Annotated in this window: 13 protein-coding genes and 1 pseudogene; 2 read left to right on the forward strand and 12 right to left on the reverse strand. The window is 55.2% G+C overall.

Annotated features, from left to right (window positions below):
* Position 1 precedes the first annotated feature (1 nt).
* Genes MasN3_RS20820 through MasN3_RS20845 form a run of 6 tightly spaced genes read right to left on the reverse strand, consistent with a single transcriptional unit; the run spans position 2 to position 7,459 of the window.
* A complete protein-coding gene (locus tag MasN3_RS20820; protein ID WP_281909898.1) occupies positions 2-1,114 on the reverse strand; it encodes a polysaccharide pyruvyl transferase family protein in 1,113 nt (370 codons plus the stop codon).
* Positions 1,115-1,135: 21 nt separating this feature from the next.
* A complete protein-coding gene (locus MasN3_RS20825) occupies positions 1,136-2,233 on the reverse strand; it encodes a UDP-N-acetylmuramate dehydrogenase (protein ID WP_281909900.1) in 1,098 nt (365 codons plus the stop codon).
* A 19-nt stretch (positions 2,234-2,252) separates the two neighbouring features.
* A complete protein-coding gene (locus tag MasN3_RS20830; protein WP_281909902.1) occupies positions 2,253-3,596 on the reverse strand; it encodes an oligosaccharide flippase family protein in 1,344 nt (447 codons plus the stop codon).
* 23 nt (positions 3,597-3,619) lie between these two features.
* Positions 3,620-5,848, reverse strand: a complete 2,229-nt coding sequence (locus tag MasN3_RS20835; protein WP_281909903.1) for a polysaccharide biosynthesis tyrosine autokinase — start codon at positions 5,846-5,848, stop codon at positions 3,620-3,622.
* A gap of 52 nt (positions 5,849-5,900) precedes the next feature.
* Positions 5,901-6,335, reverse strand: coding sequence for a low molecular weight protein-tyrosine-phosphatase (locus tag MasN3_RS20840; RefSeq protein ID WP_281909905.1), 435 nt, complete (start codon positions 6,333-6,335; stop codon positions 5,901-5,903).
* Positions 6,332-7,459, reverse strand: a complete 1,128-nt coding sequence (locus MasN3_RS20845) for a polysaccharide biosynthesis/export family protein (RefSeq protein WP_281909906.1) — start codon at positions 7,457-7,459, stop codon at positions 6,332-6,334. The genes MasN3_RS20840 and MasN3_RS20845 overlap by 4 nt, the downstream gene beginning before the upstream one ends.
* 532 nt (positions 7,460-7,991) lie before the next feature.
* Here MasN3_RS20845 and MasN3_RS20850 point away from each other — a divergent pair.
* Complete coding sequence (locus MasN3_RS20850; protein WP_281909907.1) at positions 7,992-9,233, forward strand: hypothetical protein; 1,242 nt, start codon at positions 7,992-7,994, stop codon at positions 9,231-9,233.
* Between the two features lie 238 nt (positions 9,234-9,471).
* Here the strand turns inward: MasN3_RS20850 and MasN3_RS20855 are convergent.
* The 5 genes and pseudogenes from MasN3_RS20855 to MasN3_RS20875 all read right to left on the reverse strand — a co-directional run.
* Positions 9,472-9,771 (reverse strand): annotated as a pseudogene (locus MasN3_RS20855) (transposase); the annotation flags it as partial.
* Between the two features lie 36 nt (positions 9,772-9,807).
* A protein-coding gene (locus MasN3_RS20860; RefSeq protein ID WP_281907664.1) for an IS3 family transposase occupies positions 9,808-10,988 on the reverse strand; the annotation gives its coding sequence in 2 pieces (ribosomal slippage) (positions 9,808-10,721 and positions 10,721-10,988; 1,182 coding nt in all).
* 56 nt (positions 10,989-11,044) lie between these two features.
* On the reverse strand, positions 11,045-11,326 hold the full coding sequence (locus MasN3_RS20865) for a transposase (RefSeq protein ID WP_281909908.1): 282 nt from the start codon (positions 11,324-11,326) through the stop codon (positions 11,045-11,047).
* Positions 11,302-11,790 carry an IS110 family transposase gene (locus MasN3_RS20870; RefSeq protein ID WP_281909910.1) on the reverse strand — a complete coding sequence of 163 codons (489 nt, stop codon included), beginning with the start codon at positions 11,788-11,790 and terminating at the stop codon, positions 11,302-11,304. Before MasN3_RS20870 ends, MasN3_RS20865 begins: the two co-directional genes overlap by 25 nt.
* 212 nt (positions 11,791-12,002) lie before the next feature.
* On the reverse strand, positions 12,003-12,989 hold the full coding sequence (locus MasN3_RS20875) for a fumarylacetoacetate hydrolase family protein (protein ID WP_281909911.1): 987 nt from the start codon (positions 12,987-12,989) through the stop codon (positions 12,003-12,005).
* 120 nt (positions 12,990-13,109) lie between these two features.
* Here MasN3_RS20875 and MasN3_RS20880 point away from each other — a divergent pair, with 120 nt between their 5' ends.
* Complete coding sequence (locus tag MasN3_RS20880) at positions 13,110-13,643, forward strand: REP-associated tyrosine transposase (protein WP_281909913.1); 534 nt, start codon at positions 13,110-13,112, stop codon at positions 13,641-13,643.
* Positions 13,644-13,707: 64 nt separating this feature from the next.
* Here MasN3_RS20880 and MasN3_RS20885 read toward each other — a convergent pair whose 3' ends face one another.
* Positions 13,708-14,796, reverse strand: a complete 1,089-nt coding sequence (locus MasN3_RS20885; RefSeq protein WP_281909915.1) for a phospholipase A — start codon at positions 14,794-14,796, stop codon at positions 13,708-13,710.
* Positions 14,797-14,801 lie beyond the last annotated feature (5 nt).

The following is a 14,801-nucleotide window of genomic DNA, read 5'->3' on the forward strand; positions in this document are numbered from 1 at the left end:
GTTACGAGATCAGTGCGCGCTCGAGATAATCTAAAGAATGCGCTCGCAACTGCGATAATTTTTCCAAGGGCTCATCGAACTCGATATGCTCGCCGATAACTTTTGCAATTCCGTCTTTTGACGATATGAGTCTATTGCGCAAACCAACCGCGTCGAGCAGGCTTTCGATACGATTCGCGCCGGAAGTCGGCACGACCGACACAAATTGCTTCCTGAAATTCAAGGCAAAAGCGGTCCCGTGAAACGAACTGGTCACAATATAACTCGCACCGTTAATTAAAGAGACAAATTCGTTAGGTCCAGCATCTTTTAGATGGTAATCTGTTTTATAACCTAAAATTGGATCTTGATCGATAGCAATTAATTCATAGCCCAACTGTTTTGCGACTTGCTGAGCAGTCTCGCGGAACAAACTATCGCGATGCAATGCATACGCAAGAACGTAGTTTGATTTTTTCTCAGACGAAGCATTATGCAAGTCCAGCGCATGGACCCACTCCTCTGCTGTTAATAGTAGTGTTGGATCTAATACGTGCTCAACTTCTCGCTCGAGAAGGCCACTTAGAACAGCACAAGTTCCCGATTCGCGAACTGCCAAGGCATCATATGAGCATAGTAGCTGAGTAATTTCGCTCGATTTTTCGCTGCTCAGTTTATAGCTACCCATGCTAGATGCGTACGATACCTTTCGCTTTGTCTTGATGAAGTCCAGAAAATACGCTCTGTCAAATTCCCCGTTATCGTTTATCGTGAGCGGATTCCATACTTGATCGCTACCGGAAACAAACGCGTCATATTGGGTTTCTAAAGATTTTAAGTCCGCAATTGTGTTTATTCTTTCGGTGAGATGTATATAACGCTTTAAGAAATTCTTGAATTTTCGGATAGTGCGAAGACGGGGACTAAAGCGTAAGAGGTCTTTTGCAACCCGCAGGATATCGCGAGGTGCACTGCCGAAGCGGATCGGCATCATTGTTTTTGCAACCTTTGCGTTTCGATAATCGATAATCGCTACATGATGCCCCATGTGGTTTAATACAGATTGAGTTGCAAATGTTTGTAGTGCAGCGCCAAAATTAGCAGCCCAGTGAATTGTTATCAGCGCGATTTTCAATGTTTTCTTCCGTCTTTATTATTAACTTGAAGTAACTTTTTTTAGTTTCTCGACAAGTGCAACGATTTCGTCGTACTCATCTTTATACTCTGGTGCGATTGAATATATTGGCTCAAGTATAACCTCGTTTTCGATTGGAATCGACGCCAAATTCTGACGAAGCACTGTTAAATACCGAATTAATTTAACATTTGCGAGCTGCCCATCGTTTATTAATATATTTAAGCTTTTTTTCGACGGTTTATAATCTCTAAATTTAAGATACTTGACAGCCAAACGATTAAATATAGAATTGTTTGGACGTTTGCGCGCAACAAATTTACTTGCTGGGTTTTTAAAAAAAAATTTCAATAAAATGCAAACTATAGTATAACTTAGACTTCTTTTAAATATTTCCCGATAGAAGTCTCGATTTACAGAATAGATACTTCCAAGATTAGGATATACAAACTCTTGATAGGAGTGTCTAGCAATATGATACATCTCCACGTTCTTCGCAATTACAGCTGGGTCCCCTGATTTAAGCTTAAATTTTGCCCGCAAAATTATAAACATGCCATTCTGAAAGACTGATCGCCTATATGCGAAATCACATTGCTCTTTAGTGAACGTTTGTATTTGCCCTTCGCTATCTAAGCAGTCGACGGAGATTAGGACATCAGCAATATCGTAGCCGTAAGCCCCCGCATTCATAAAGATCGCACCTCCGACGCTACCAGGGATGCCTTCGAGTCCTTCGTAGCCCACCGACTGCCTCTGAACCGCGAGACGTACTAGTTCTTGCAGCGAATACCCTGCTTCTACTTGTATCACATCAGCTGCCTCCACAACTTTATTAAGGTTTTCAGTTGAGATGACGACTGAATATGTAACTTTGTCAAGAAAGAAAATATTTGATGTGAAACCAATTAATTTATAGTCCAATCCCAACCGACGAATCTCGACTACTGCTAGCTTCAGGCCCTCTATATTTTTTGGGCATATATATAATTTTATTTCACCTCCCGACTTAAAACATGTATGGTGCCTTATTACAAAATCTTCTTTGTACCATATTTGATTTACGTCAAGAAACGATTTCGCTGTTAATACAGCATTTGCAACTTCCATTGAGTTCATACTTTATATCCAAATGTAGTCATTTTTTTGTGGATGACTGAAAATGGAAGAGCCATCCGTTATTCGTAGCACCTGTAAAAACGTATTTACGAACTGCAGTAAAATACAATATCAGTAATATCAGGTCACTAATAATCGAAGAGATGATTGCGCCTACAACACCGTACACCGGCACTATGATTACATAGAAAAATGCGTTGCATAAAATAGCGACCGACATTATCGCTGTTTTACGCGAAATATTATTTTGAGTTACCAAAACGGAGCCGGCGCTCATTGCCAGGAAACGTAAAGGGGCGCAGATACTCATCCAAGGCAATAGTGTTGCTGTTTTAGCGTATGTAACCCCAAGCAGTTTAACTATTAACCACGGTCCAACAAGTGCAACTGCCAGCAGAGTGATTGTTCCAAGGACAAGCATGCAAATGTTTCCAAAACGGTAGACACGCAAAAATTTTATCGGATCATGCGTGGACCAATAATGCAATTTTGACAGCAGAAACTTTTGATAAATTACTGTCGGTAGCAGATAAGCGGCCATCATTATGGTTATGGCCGCATTATAGTGACCCGCAATTTCATCATTAGCTAGATGCGTTAGAATGATTACCCCAAGCTGAAAGTAGGCCATACTGCAGAAGTTCGCAACACTGAATGGCCAAGCTTCTTTTAAAACCTGAGAAACTGATATCTTGCTATAGTTATCTGGAGGCACGGAATGCACATCCGTCAAATTTTTGACCAATTTCACGCCACCCCGCAGGCTGTATATTCCAACACAAGCTACAAGTACCCCAACGCTGCCATAAACGATAGAATGAATGAAACGGTCATTTAAAGTAGCTGACGACCATATCGCTAACCCAATAAGAACGAGCCGCATCAAATGTTGAAATAGTTGGAATGTTGCAACCTTTCTATGCTGAGTTTCTACCTGAAACTTAGCGCATACCAATTCAGTAACCACAACCGACAAAATGATCGGTGCAAGATATATAGCTAACGTAACTTCTAAATAGTTGTAATTTCCATAAATATTCCAGGCTAGGTATATGCTATAAGCGATTACAGTAGTTGTAGCAGTAAGCGCATATATTGGTTTTGTCCATAGGGTAGCGTTAGCGTGCGCCGCTCCGAATACTTTAATTAAAACGCTTGGAATTCCAAAACTTGCAAATGTACCAAGGAGAGTAACTAGGGCCAGTGACGCAGAGAATTGACCGTATGCACTTGGCCCTAAAGTCCGTGCCAACATGATTTGTGTTGCGAATGCACAGCCTGCACCAGCGAGTGAGCTAATCCATAAACCTGATATTGTTACCACTGCCTTATGAAGGCTTTGTCTTTTTGCAAAATTGGTCATGTCAACATCGTTTTAATGACCATTCAATATTTGTATTGAGCGTAGCGATATTTGCCATATTTCGATCCAAATCCGTAGCGACCTAACCTATGCTTTAAACCGTTAAAGACGATACCCGCGACATTGTTACCCGCTTGGCGCAGCCGTTTTACCGCCTCACCCACTTCGCCTATCGTGCTGACATTGCCACGTACTACGTTAAAGATGACGCCTACATGGGATGCCACTATCAGCGCATCGGTTACTGCCAGCACAGGTGCCGTATCGATCACAACAAAGTCATAGCGCTCGGCAACATCCACCAGCAGCTGTGCGAAATTTGAATGCTCCAGTAGTTCGGCGGGTCGTGGCGGCAATACGCCGGTTGAGAGGAAGTCAAGATTTTCCACAACATTGTTGTGGACGGTAGTGTCAAAAGTTCGATGGCCCAGCATAATCTCAGAAAGCCCCGACACTCTTTTAAGTCCGAAGTAGCGCTGGAGATAACCTTTTCGAAGATCGCCGTCAATTAACAGTACTTTCTTCCCGGTAGACGCGAGAACAGCTGCGAAATTGACCGATACGAAAGACTTGCCCACGCCTGGCGTCGGGCCAGTGATCATGATGATCTTATTTTTTGCGCCCATGAGCGAGAACTGCGATGCAGTTCTGAAACTGCGCAGAGCTTCTACGGCTAACTCAGTTGGATCCTCTTGGGCAAGTACGCACGGCCTCACCGCACCACGGTTCATGTCAGCATGAAGGGCTTCCTGTTTAGCACTGTGCGGGATCGCTGCGCTAATTGGCAGACCAAGCATGCGTTCCACTTCGCCCGGATCTTCGACACCACCAAACAGGGATTTTTTGATAAATGCGCAAACGATACCAAAGAGCACACCAATAAGCAGCGCCATCACAACGACCAACGAACGCTTAGGCCGGACGGGTTCTAGCGGCACAACGGCATCATCGATCAGCCGTACGTTACCGACCTTGCTTGCCTTTACTAGTCGCAGTTGTTGGGCACTGTTCAAAAGAGAGGTATATAGGTCCGTATTAACCTTAATGTCGCGGGTCAGGCGCAAGACGTCTTGCTCAATCTGCGGCATTTTGCGGATGCGCTCGTTAACTAAACCGATCTCGCTGTTCAGTGTTTGCATCTGCTGGGTGACAGCCACGACGAGCGGATTATTTGGTTGATAGCGAGTTAACAGCTCGTCACGCTTTTGCTTTAATTCAATGAGGCGGGTCTGCGAAAGCACGGATTGTTGCAGTACTGATTTGGCTTCTTCGCCCAGGTCTACGGTACCGCGGCTGTTACGAAGCGCGTTATATTTTTCTTCAGCCAGCTCAAGGTTGCGCTTCATCTCGGGAAGCTGTTTCTCGAGGAAAGCTAGTGATTTTTCCGCCTCTTCGGATTTGCGCTCCACGTTCTGGCGCAGGTATTGGCGGCCGATTTCGTTCAGGGTGTCGGCAGTTTTCAAACGGTCGGCGCCTTCCAGCGATACGCCGAGAATGCCCGACTGCTTGCCTTTTTCCGAAATGACGAGCGATTCCTGCAAGCGCTCTACGGTCTCAAGAAGCGGTTGACGTACGATCGTGAATGCAGCGCCAGCTTTCGCATCGAGCTGCGCCACATACACTGCGACGCTGCCATAGACAGTTTTGATGGACAGCGTTTCGCCGACGCGCCCCTTAACGTCAATGCCAGCCGCATCTTGCGACAGCGTATACGCGTTGTTTCCGCCTGCAATCAGCACGAACTTTTTGCCTTCGAGCGCGGCTGGTACCGTAAAGGTCGAAATCTGTGCTTGTTCCGCTCCCCAGGTATAGCCACCCATGCCGAAAATACCCGGCTCGGACAGCCCGGTCTGGTTACGGGCAATCCATCCGCCAAACAGGGGGAAACGCTTGGGCATAATGCTCAAATCGAGCTGGGCATTGGATGCAGCGCGGCCCACGACGTAACGCGAACGGATGATCTCGATTTCCGCCGTCGCGGCCGATTTCATCTCGAAGGCCCCTGCCAGGTCACCCAGCATCATGCCACCCGATGCGCCACCATCCTCCACTTGCACAAGGAGATTGGATTGGTAGATCGGCGTCGCCATCAAGGCATATGCACCGCCCAGCAGCGTCACTACCAAGGCAACGCCGGCGATGAGCCAGCGGCTCTCGATCAGGAGGTCAAGGTACTCGGCCAGGTCGATGGAGTCGTCGTCCTCCATGCCTGGGCTGTTATTCTGCACGTTAGGGGTAACGGGTTGGTTCATTTGGATCTGGAGTCTTTATGTTGATTCGGCGGGAACAGCGGCGTGAGTGGGTTCAGCGCATCTGGGCGATCTGGCTCGCCCATACCTGTACGCCCTCTTCGATCAGGCGCTGTGCATGGCGGAAGCTGTCGATCCCTTCCCGATACGGGTCGGGAATGTCCGTCTTCGCTGCTTCGCCCAGCCGGAACACCTTGCCTCGCGCGCTGGCGTATTGGTTCTCGATGTAGCGCTTCTGCTCCGTGTCCATCACAAGGATGACGTCCGCTTCGGAAACCAGCGCCTGCGAGATCTGTTGTGCTACGTGCCCGCTGATATCCACCTCCTGCTCGGCCATGAGCGATACCGAGTGCGGGTCCGCGCCCTTGCCTACCAGGGCGCCAAGACCGGCGGATTTGACGCTACAGTCGGGCAAGGCACGCTGCAGCAGCGCTTCAGCCATCGGACTGCGGCAGATGTTGCCGATGCAGATCACTAAAATATTGTTCATCGGTTGATCTGCCCCACCGAAGTCGCTGCCGTCGCCGCCGTCGGCAGGATCAGGTTCACGATACGGTTGTAACGCGCCAGGCCGGCCGCATCCACATACACCACGTCCTTCGGATTCAGCTCGAAGCCCTCCGCCATGGCCAGCGCCACCGGCGAACCGGCGTCCAGGTTGTACACGACCGGCTCGGCCTGGTTCGCGCCGCGGATCACATACACCTGGCGCGCCGAGCTGCTCAGCTGGTTCAAGCCGCCCGCTTCGCCCAGCGCGGCCGCCAGCGTCAGCTTGCCGTTATGCATAGGCAACGCCGCGGGACGGTTCACCTCGCCCAGCACGTAGACCTTGCTTTCGTCGCGGCTCGGCACGCGCACCACGTCGCCGGAGGCCAGCATCAGGCGCGACAGGTCGGCGCCCTGGCGCACCAGTTCCGGCACGTTGATGGGATACGAGACGCCCTTGCGCGACACGATCACCTGGCTCTGGTCGGCGGTCGGCAGGAAGCCGCCGGCGCGGCTGACGCCTTCGAGCAGGGTCATCGGCACGTCGTCGATCGCCTGGCTGCCGGGCGTCTTGACGTCGCCGTCGATGTACACCTTCTTGCTGCGGTAGGCCAGCACGCGCAGGGTCAGGTCGGGGTTCTTGATCGACTCGACCAGGCGCTTGGACAGCAGGCTGCGCGCTTCCAGTTCGGTCATGCCGGCCACCTTGATCGGGCCGACGTAGGGGAACTGGATCATGCCGGTGCTGTCCACCACAAAGGCCGCCGGCGACTGCGCGCCCGAGCTCGACAGCGCCTGGGCACCGGTTGCCGCAATGTTCAGTTCCGGGTGGTTCCACACCAGAATCGAGAGGAGGTCACCCGGTCCGATGACGTAGGGACGCGCCTCGCCGAACAGGGCCTGCACGCGCTGGTCGGCGTTCTGTTCCTTGGCCAGGCGCTCCTGCTGGATCAGGTCGGGGGTAATCAGCTTGATGACGGGTTCCGGCATCGGCGCCGAGTACGTGCTGGGCACACGGTCCACGTCGATGCGCATGCCCGGTTCCATATTGGCGCAGCCGGTGGCAAGGATGGGGAGCGCGGCAATGAAGCTGACGAGCTTCATCGCCCTTGGGAAGGTGTCAGACATAGGGTTTCCGGTAACTCTACAGAACTGCAATGTGAAATGGATGCTGGTGTATTTTTGCTTGTGCAACTTTACCAGCTACCTTTTGCTATGCAAGAGACCGGAAAAGGACCGCTACAACACCGACGATCTTGTATTGTACACAGCGAATTTCTTTAAACCAAGAAGTATGGCAGCTTCTTGTCAGTGTGGACAGAGGCAAATACAACGGTAAGTACATTTATGTCAAGGCCACTTCTCTGCCTTTCGAGGCAAGAGCGATTTACGCAAGAAAGTCACACTTTTGCGCATCGTGCACCGCACCAATGGACAACAGGCTTACTTCAAATTTAGTAATAAAAAATCTATCATGCATTTAAATTAATTATCGCTAAATGTAACGAAATTGTTGCCAATAATGGCGATGTGCAATGTCGTTTTTTCGCTATAGAAAATCTGGACGATTTTCCAGGCTCTGCGGCATTGTCTATTCTCAAGGTCAAGCTATTGCGTCCGAGCAAACTGTGTCTGTGTGCAACAGCGACAGGTCCATCACATGCCATTCTTTCGCAGTATGCTTCTTGTGCCGCTCCTGTTCGCCTTTCCGGCCCTGGCCCAGACCAAGGCAGAGAACGACGCCGCCAAGGCCGCGCTCGAACTTGAGATCGCCCGGGCCACCAGCAAGGCACTGATCGCACAACGCGAAGCCGAAGCCCGCCGCGAGCTGGCCGAAGCCGAGCTGGCCGAGCTGCAGGCACGCCTGCCGCCCGCAGCCAGCAAGCCGCTGGAGGGCAAAGTGGACGTGTCCAGGTTCGGGGCGGCCGGGCTGGTCAAGGCCTTCGACCTGGCGCGGGAACTTGCGCCCGGCGTCTGCAATGCGTTGCCGCCTGGAAGAAAGGCGGTCATCCATGATCCGGTATCGACGCAGGGTGTGGTGACGGCCCGCATCGTCAGCGACGGCATCGCCCACATGAACCGCCAGCTCGAGCAGCAGGCGCTGGCCTTGCAGGGCGTGATCGAGCGCTACCGGCCTGCCAGCGCCGGCAGCACAACGCTGTCGCCACTGGGAATGGCGGTGGTCCCGGCCATGGTCCGTTCGTTTGCCGACCTGGCATCGCTATTCAAGACGGATGTGACCGTACAGGGCATCGCCTGCGGAAATGGCACCCGCGAACTGTTTGCGACTGCCCTGGCGCAAACCTGTCCTGGCAAGCTCAGCGGCCTGGGCAGCGGCTATCTTGGCGAGCTTGCGCCCGCACAGCATGCAAACCTGCTTGCGCAGGTGCGTGCGATCGTCCTGTTGCGCGGGCAAAACGCCGGCCGCATCGCCGTCATCGAACGGCTGGCCGATGCGGCCAAGGGCGAGACGAAAAAAGAACTGGACCGGATGGCCGACGACGCCATGGAACTGCTGGAGGCGGTGGATGCCTTCGTGGAGTCGCTCAAGGTGGGCGAGACCGGCGACAAAAGCCCCCTCTACAATGCCGCCCGCTACCTGGGCTACGCGGAACGGCTGCGTGACGCGCTGGTGCTCGACTTCGACCTGCGGCTGGAAGGCATGAGCATCGTGAAGGACAGCTTGTTTACCGGCCAACGCCTGCGCCTGTCGGGCGTGGCCTTCCTCTGGTACCGGCTGCACGAGCCGGACGGGCGGCTGCTGGCGGCAGAGGTGCTGCGGCAGATCAGCCGGCGGTGGAGGTGGATTTGCGTGGCGAGGGTGCGCCGGATTCATTCTGGTCAAGCAAATAACCGGATTTCGTATCTATGGACTCCACCCGATTTGCAAGAGGAAGATTGAATTTCTGCCTTAGGAAGAGTTTGCTTGTATCTATTCGGCCTGTGTGTTGAGCGTTTCCAGTGCTCTGGCCCTGATGTGATACGCGCGCCAGGATCCTCATAGGGTGACGGCCTCGATGGGCCACTACGAACAGCGGATTCACCCGACGCCGGTCCGACCTGTTGGCATCATTCTTTCTTCATCGTCGCAAACTTGGCGGTGTTGTTCCTTCTTGTTGCTGAGTTAGTAGATCATCTTTTCAAGCCGGCCTGGTCGTGTCTTTCGACCAGGCCGGAACATAAGGACGTCCGTGCGTCATCAATGCCCAGATCACCCTGGCCATCTTGTTGGCCAGTGCAGTTGCGGCAACGTTGAAACTGCGTCGCTCTGCCAGCCTTGTCGCCCATTGCAGAAGCTTGTCGGGCTTGCCGTTTGCTGTTCGCAATGCGCTACGGGCACCGTGTATGAGCAGAGTGCGCAGGTAGCTATCGCCCTTGCGAGTAATGCCATACAAGCGCTGCTTGCCTCCACTGCTATGCTCGCGTGGCACGAGGCCTAGATTTGAGGTGTACTGTCAATAACGGACACGCTCGTCTTAAGCCGCCTGCGGCTGTTCGCTGAAGGATTCGGCGAACAACGCTGGCGGAACAAAGCCGATGCGGGAATGGCGCCGCTGTCGGTTGTAGAAAATTTCGATGTATTCCTGAATCGAGGCCTTTGCCTCAGCACGGGTGGCATAGCGGCGATGATGAACAAGCTCATTCTTCAGCGTGCCCCAGAAGCTCTCCATCGGCGCGTTGTCATAGCAGTTCCCGCGGCGCGACATCGACGCGCGCATGCCGAACTGCGCCACCAGCTCCTGATAGGCATGGGCGCAGTATTGGCTTCCACGGTCCGAATGATGGATCAGCCCTGGCGCCGGCCGCTTGTGGCTCACGGCGCGCCACAAGGCCTGCGTCGTCAGCTCCTGCGTCATGCGCTCGCCCATCGCGTAGCCGACGATCTCGCAGGTAAAAACGTCCTTTACGCCGGCAAGATACAGCCAGCCTTCGGCAGTGGAGATATAGGTGATGTCGGTCACCCACACTTCGTCAGGCCTGTTCGGCGCGAACCGCTGTTCCAGCAAGTTCTCAGCGATGGGAAGGTTGTGATTCGAGTTTGTCGTTGCGATGAATTTGCGCCGTTGTTTGCAGCGCAGATTGAGCTCCTGGCGAAGTCGGCGCACACGGTCGCGACCAACTTCATGGCCCTGTGCAGCAAGCTCGTGCTTTATCCGAGGCACCCCGTAGGTCTCTCGGGTTTGCCGATGCACTGCCGTAATCAGGATTTTCAACCGAGCGTCTTCCTGCTCGCGTGTCGATGGCTTGGCCTGCAGCGAGTTGTAGTAGCCGCTGCGCGAGACGTCCAATACCTGGCACATCAGCTTCACAGGATAGCCAGGGAAATCGAGTCGCATCGTCTTTATCCACGCGTACTTGGCAGCGACTCCTGCGCAAAGTACGCCGCCGCTTTTTTTACGATGTCCCGCTCCATCTCTGCCTGGGCTAGCTGCTTGCGCAGCTTCGCGTTCTCCGCTTCCAGCTCGGCCACAGAGCGGCTTCCAGGGGCTGCTGTTGCGGCCGGCCCGCGTTTGGCGGCTGCTACCCAATTGGCCAGCGTCCCTTTTGGGATACTTACTCGTGCTGCTGCCTGCTCAATGGACAAACCCTGCGCCAGCACCAGCTTCACGGCTTCTTCCTTGAGTTCCGGGGTGTACGTCTTCTTCAATGTCTTCATAAAGGCTCCGTTGGTGAACTTTACCAAACAAGAGTGTCCGAAAAAATCAGCGTACCTCAATTTGCTGCAAAGTCCCGCGCACTCTTGTAGTGGCGCGGATCAGCGATGGTTGCCTGCACTGCCGTTGCCGTCAACGGCCCTACACCCGGCACTTCCATCAGTTGCTTTGCCAACTCCGATTTCGCGGCCTGATTCAGGCGGCGGTCATATGCCTGGATCCTTTCTTCCTTATCGTCCAGCTGGGCCTTGAGCTCCCAAAACGTCTCCAGGGCCATGCCAGACAAGCCGTTGTCCGAATCGTTCAACCATGCTTTTAGTCCATCACGGAACTTCTCCACGCTCTTGGGAAACACTGGCCATACTCGCCCGCGAACGCCCGGAGCCGGTTGATCATCGCTACACGCTCGGTCATCAAGGCGCTGCGGGCACGGTGCAGCATCTGCAAATCTTGCTGCGCTGCCGTATTGATCGGCACATACTTGGTCGCACCGCGCGAACGCGCCTCGGCAATTGCGGCAGCATCGTTCATGTCGTTTTTGTTGCCGGTGACATAAGCCTTGACGTGTTGTGCCGCGACCAGCTTGACGTCATGTCCCATCTCGACGAATTTGCGTGCCCAATAGTGTGAGCCAGCGCAGGCTTCGATACCAATCATCGCCGGCGCCATTTGCGTAAACATTGGAAGTACCTGGTCTCGTGCAAGCTTACGCTTGAACACCCGTTTGCCGCTTTCGTCGAGCCCGACAGCGAAGAACACGTCCTTCGCAATATCCAAACCAATCACTTTCGCGTTAGCATTCATGGTGACTCCCCCTCTTGTTTTAGCGTGCCAGCCCAATCTGGCACGCTTGGCACAATGATGCCGATATCGGGAGGGTGGAGTCCATCACATTAGGGTGGGCGGGTCCCCCGCCCACGCGGCGATAGCTGGCGGAAAAAACCGTACACGATGATCTTGAAACCGGTTGAACGCGTGGGCAGGAAACCTGCCCACCCTACGAAAACCCAATCACATCAGCGCTCGAGCCGCTTCACCGCCTGCTCGATCGCCCCGAAGATCGACTTCCCCTTCTCGTCCAGCATCTCGATCCGGATGGTGTCGCCGAAACGCATGAAGGGGGTGACCGGCTCGCCGAACTCGATGGTCTCGAGGCAGCGCTGCTCGGCGATGCAGGAGTACCCTTTTGAAGCATCCTTGTTCGACACCGTGCCCGAGCCGATGATGCTGCCGGCGCGCACGTTGCGGGTCTTGGCCAGGTGCGCGATCAGCTGCGGGAAGTTGAATACCATGTCGACGCCGGCATCCGGCTGCCCGACCAGCCTGCCGTTCCAGGTCGATCTGAGCGGCAGGTGGAGCTTGCCGCCGCGCCAGGCATCGCCCAGTTCGTCCGGCGTCACCGCCACCGGCGCGAAGCTCGTTGCCGGCTTCGACTGCAGGAAGCCGAAGCCCTTGGCCAGTTCGTCGGGAATCAGCTTGCGCAGCGAGACGTCGTTGGCCAGCATGAGCAGGCGGATCTGGCCGTGCGCCGCGTCGGGCGTGGCGCCCATCGGCACGTCGCCGGTGACCACCGCCACCTCGGCCTCGAAGTCGATGCCCCACTCCTCGTGCGCCAGCACGATGTCGTCCATCGGCCCGATGAAGTCATCGCTGCCGCCTTGGTACATCAGCGGATCTTCCCAGAACGAAGCCGGCATCTCGGCCTTGCGCGCCTTGCGCACCAGTTCGACGTGGTTGACGTAGGCCGAGCCGTCGGCCCACTGGTAGGCGCGCGGCAGCGGCGCCATGCATGTGGCCGGGTCGAAGTCGAAGGCGCGGCGGGCCTGTCCTTCGTTCAACAGCAGGTACAGGTCTGCCAGCTGGGGCGCGATGAAGGCCCAGTCGTCGAGCGCGGCCTGCAGGGTGGGCGCAATGCCGTCCGCGACGTGGGCGGTCTTGAGGTCGCGCGAAACGACGGCCAGCATCCCGTCGCGGGTGCCGTCCTTGAGCGTGGCGAGTTTCATTGTGAGCGGACTCCTGTTAAAACCCGTTATTGTAGGGTGGGCGGGTCCCCCGCCCACGCGTTCAACTCCCCTTTGATCTGACACACTGCCCGAAACCAGCGCTTGACTTACCATGCGCCGATGCCCCACTACCGCCGTGCCGTTGCAGGACCCACTTACTTCTTCACCGTCGTAACGCACCGGCGCCGTCCGATCCTGTGTGACGAACCCGTGCGAATTGCCTTGCGTTCGGCCATCGGCAAGGTGCGTAACCGGCTGCCGTTCGAGATCGATGCAATGGTCTTGATGCCCGATCACCTCCACTGCATCTGGACGCTTCCAGCCGGCGATACCAGCTTTTCAATGCGTTGGTCGCAGATCAAGCACCACGTGTCGTACACGTGCGGGAACTTGTATCCCGCGACGGTTTCGGCATCCCGCCAGCGGCAACGTAGCGCGGCAATCTGGCAGCGCCGCTTCTGGGAACACCAGATCCGGGACGAAACCGATTTGGAACGGCACCTTGACTACATCCATTACAACCCGGTGAAGCATGGCTTCGTTCAGGTCGCACCTATGTGGCCTTATTCGACATTCAATCGTTTTGTACGTAATGGGATTTATGCGGCGGATTGGGGTGGAAACCCGGCGTGTGACGGGATGGAGTTTGAATAGTAGCCGCACACGCAACGCATGCCGGAGTTGAACGCGTGGGCGGGAATCCGCCCACCCTACCGAATCAATACCGGACGACCACTCCGGCGCCGATGGTGCGCTGGAAGTAGTTGTAGTCGATCAGGCTCTGGCCGTAGCCCGAGAACCAGTGCACGTAGCCCTTGAGCGGACCGGCCAGCGGGAAGGCCCAGCCGAGCTGGGTCGCGCCCTTGCTGGTCGAGAGGTTACGGCGCAGCAGGGCCGTGAACTCGTGGCCGTCCATCCGGTAGGTGCCGGACAGTTCGGCGCGGCCCATGTAGTCGACGATGTCGGGATTGTCGTCCTCCTCGAAGCGCTCGCCCAGGCGCTTCCACACGCGCGCCGTCATCGAGAAGCGTCCGCGCTCGATGCCGACCTGGGCGTAGAGCCGGTTCCAGCTGCGCGACAGGGTCGAGGTCTGGCCATTCGACTGGTGCACCAGGCCCAGGTTCAGGTACTTCAGGTTGGCGCCGAACACGCTGTAGTTCAGCGGCGTCACCACCATTACCTCGGGCTGGTAGTTGGTCTCGCGGAAGGGGCTGGACGCCTCGCTGTTGTCGGCCTGCCAGAAGCTGTTCTGGGTGTAGGCGAACCAGACGTCGACCGGCAGCTCGAAGGCCGTCTCGACCGCCTTCATCTTGAAGCCGAGCTGGTACTGCAGTTCGGCGTGCGACAGCTTGCCGGTGAAGTCGACCGCCCGGAAGGGTTGATAGGGCGCCTCGTTGGGGCGGTAGGTACGGGTCGCGATCAGGTAGTTGGCCCGGTGCGGGCGGAACACGAAGATGCCGCGGCGGTGCTTCTCGTTGAGCTCCCAGTGGCTGTCCATGGTGTACTCGGCCGCGGCTTCGACGGCCGGGTCGCTTGATGCGGCCGGGTTCACATGCGGCTGGACCAGAAAGGCGGTGGTCGGCTGGACGCTTGCGGCGGCGACCTCCTGCCCTGGTGCAGGCGCGGCGGGCGTGGCGCCATGGGCCGCGGCCAGGCCGTCGAAACAGGCTAGGCGCCGGGTGGTGTCGACCAGCTTGGTGCAGTCGGCCAGTTGCTGGGTTACCGTTGGAGTTGCCTGTTGGGCGAAGGATGGGGTGGCGAGCAGGACGGGCAGCAGGGCTGCGAGGTTCTTCTTCTTCAAATGCATGGCTT

The sequence above is a fragment of the Massilia varians genome, assembly GCF_027923905.1.
Classification (GTDB): domain Bacteria; phylum Pseudomonadota; class Gammaproteobacteria; order Burkholderiales; family Burkholderiaceae_D; genus Telluria; species Telluria varians_B.

Bases quoted from the DNA above. Each gene is read 5' to 3' on its own strand.
- MasN3_RS20825 (WP_281909900.1), bottom strand. From the start codon at position 2,233: ATGAACTCAATGGAAGTTGCAAATGCTGTATTAACAGCGAAATCGTTT.
- MasN3_RS20870 (WP_281909910.1), bottom strand. From the start codon at position 11,790: ATGAATGCTAACGCGAAAGTGATTGGTTTGGATATTGCGAAGGACGTG.
- MasN3_RS20875 (WP_281909911.1), bottom strand. From the start codon at position 12,989: ATGAAACTCGCCACGCTCAAGGACGGCACCCGCGACGGGATGCTGGCC.
- MasN3_RS20850 (WP_281909907.1), top strand. From the start codon at position 7,992: ATGCCATTCTTTCGCAGTATGCTTCTTGTGCCGCTCCTGTTCGCCTTT.
- MasN3_RS20840 (WP_281909905.1), bottom strand. From the start codon at position 6,335: ATGAACAATATTTTAGTGATCTGCATCGGCAACATCTGCCGCAGTCCG.
- MasN3_RS20845 (WP_281909906.1), bottom strand. From the start codon at position 7,459: ATGTCTGACACCTTCCCAAGGGCGATGAAGCTCGTCAGCTTCATTGCC.
- MasN3_RS20880 (WP_281909913.1), top strand. From the start codon at position 13,110: ATGCCCCACTACCGCCGTGCCGTTGCAGGACCCACTTACTTCTTCACC.
- MasN3_RS20830 (WP_281909902.1), bottom strand. From the start codon at position 3,596: ATGACCAATTTTGCAAAAAGACAAAGCCTTCATAAGGCAGTGGTAACA.
- MasN3_RS20885 (WP_281909915.1), bottom strand. From the start codon at position 14,796: ATGCATTTGAAGAAGAAGAACCTCGCAGCCCTGCTGCCCGTCCTGCTC.
- MasN3_RS20835 (WP_281909903.1), bottom strand. From the start codon at position 5,848: ATGAACCAACCCGTTACCCCTAACGTGCAGAATAACAGCCCAGGCATG.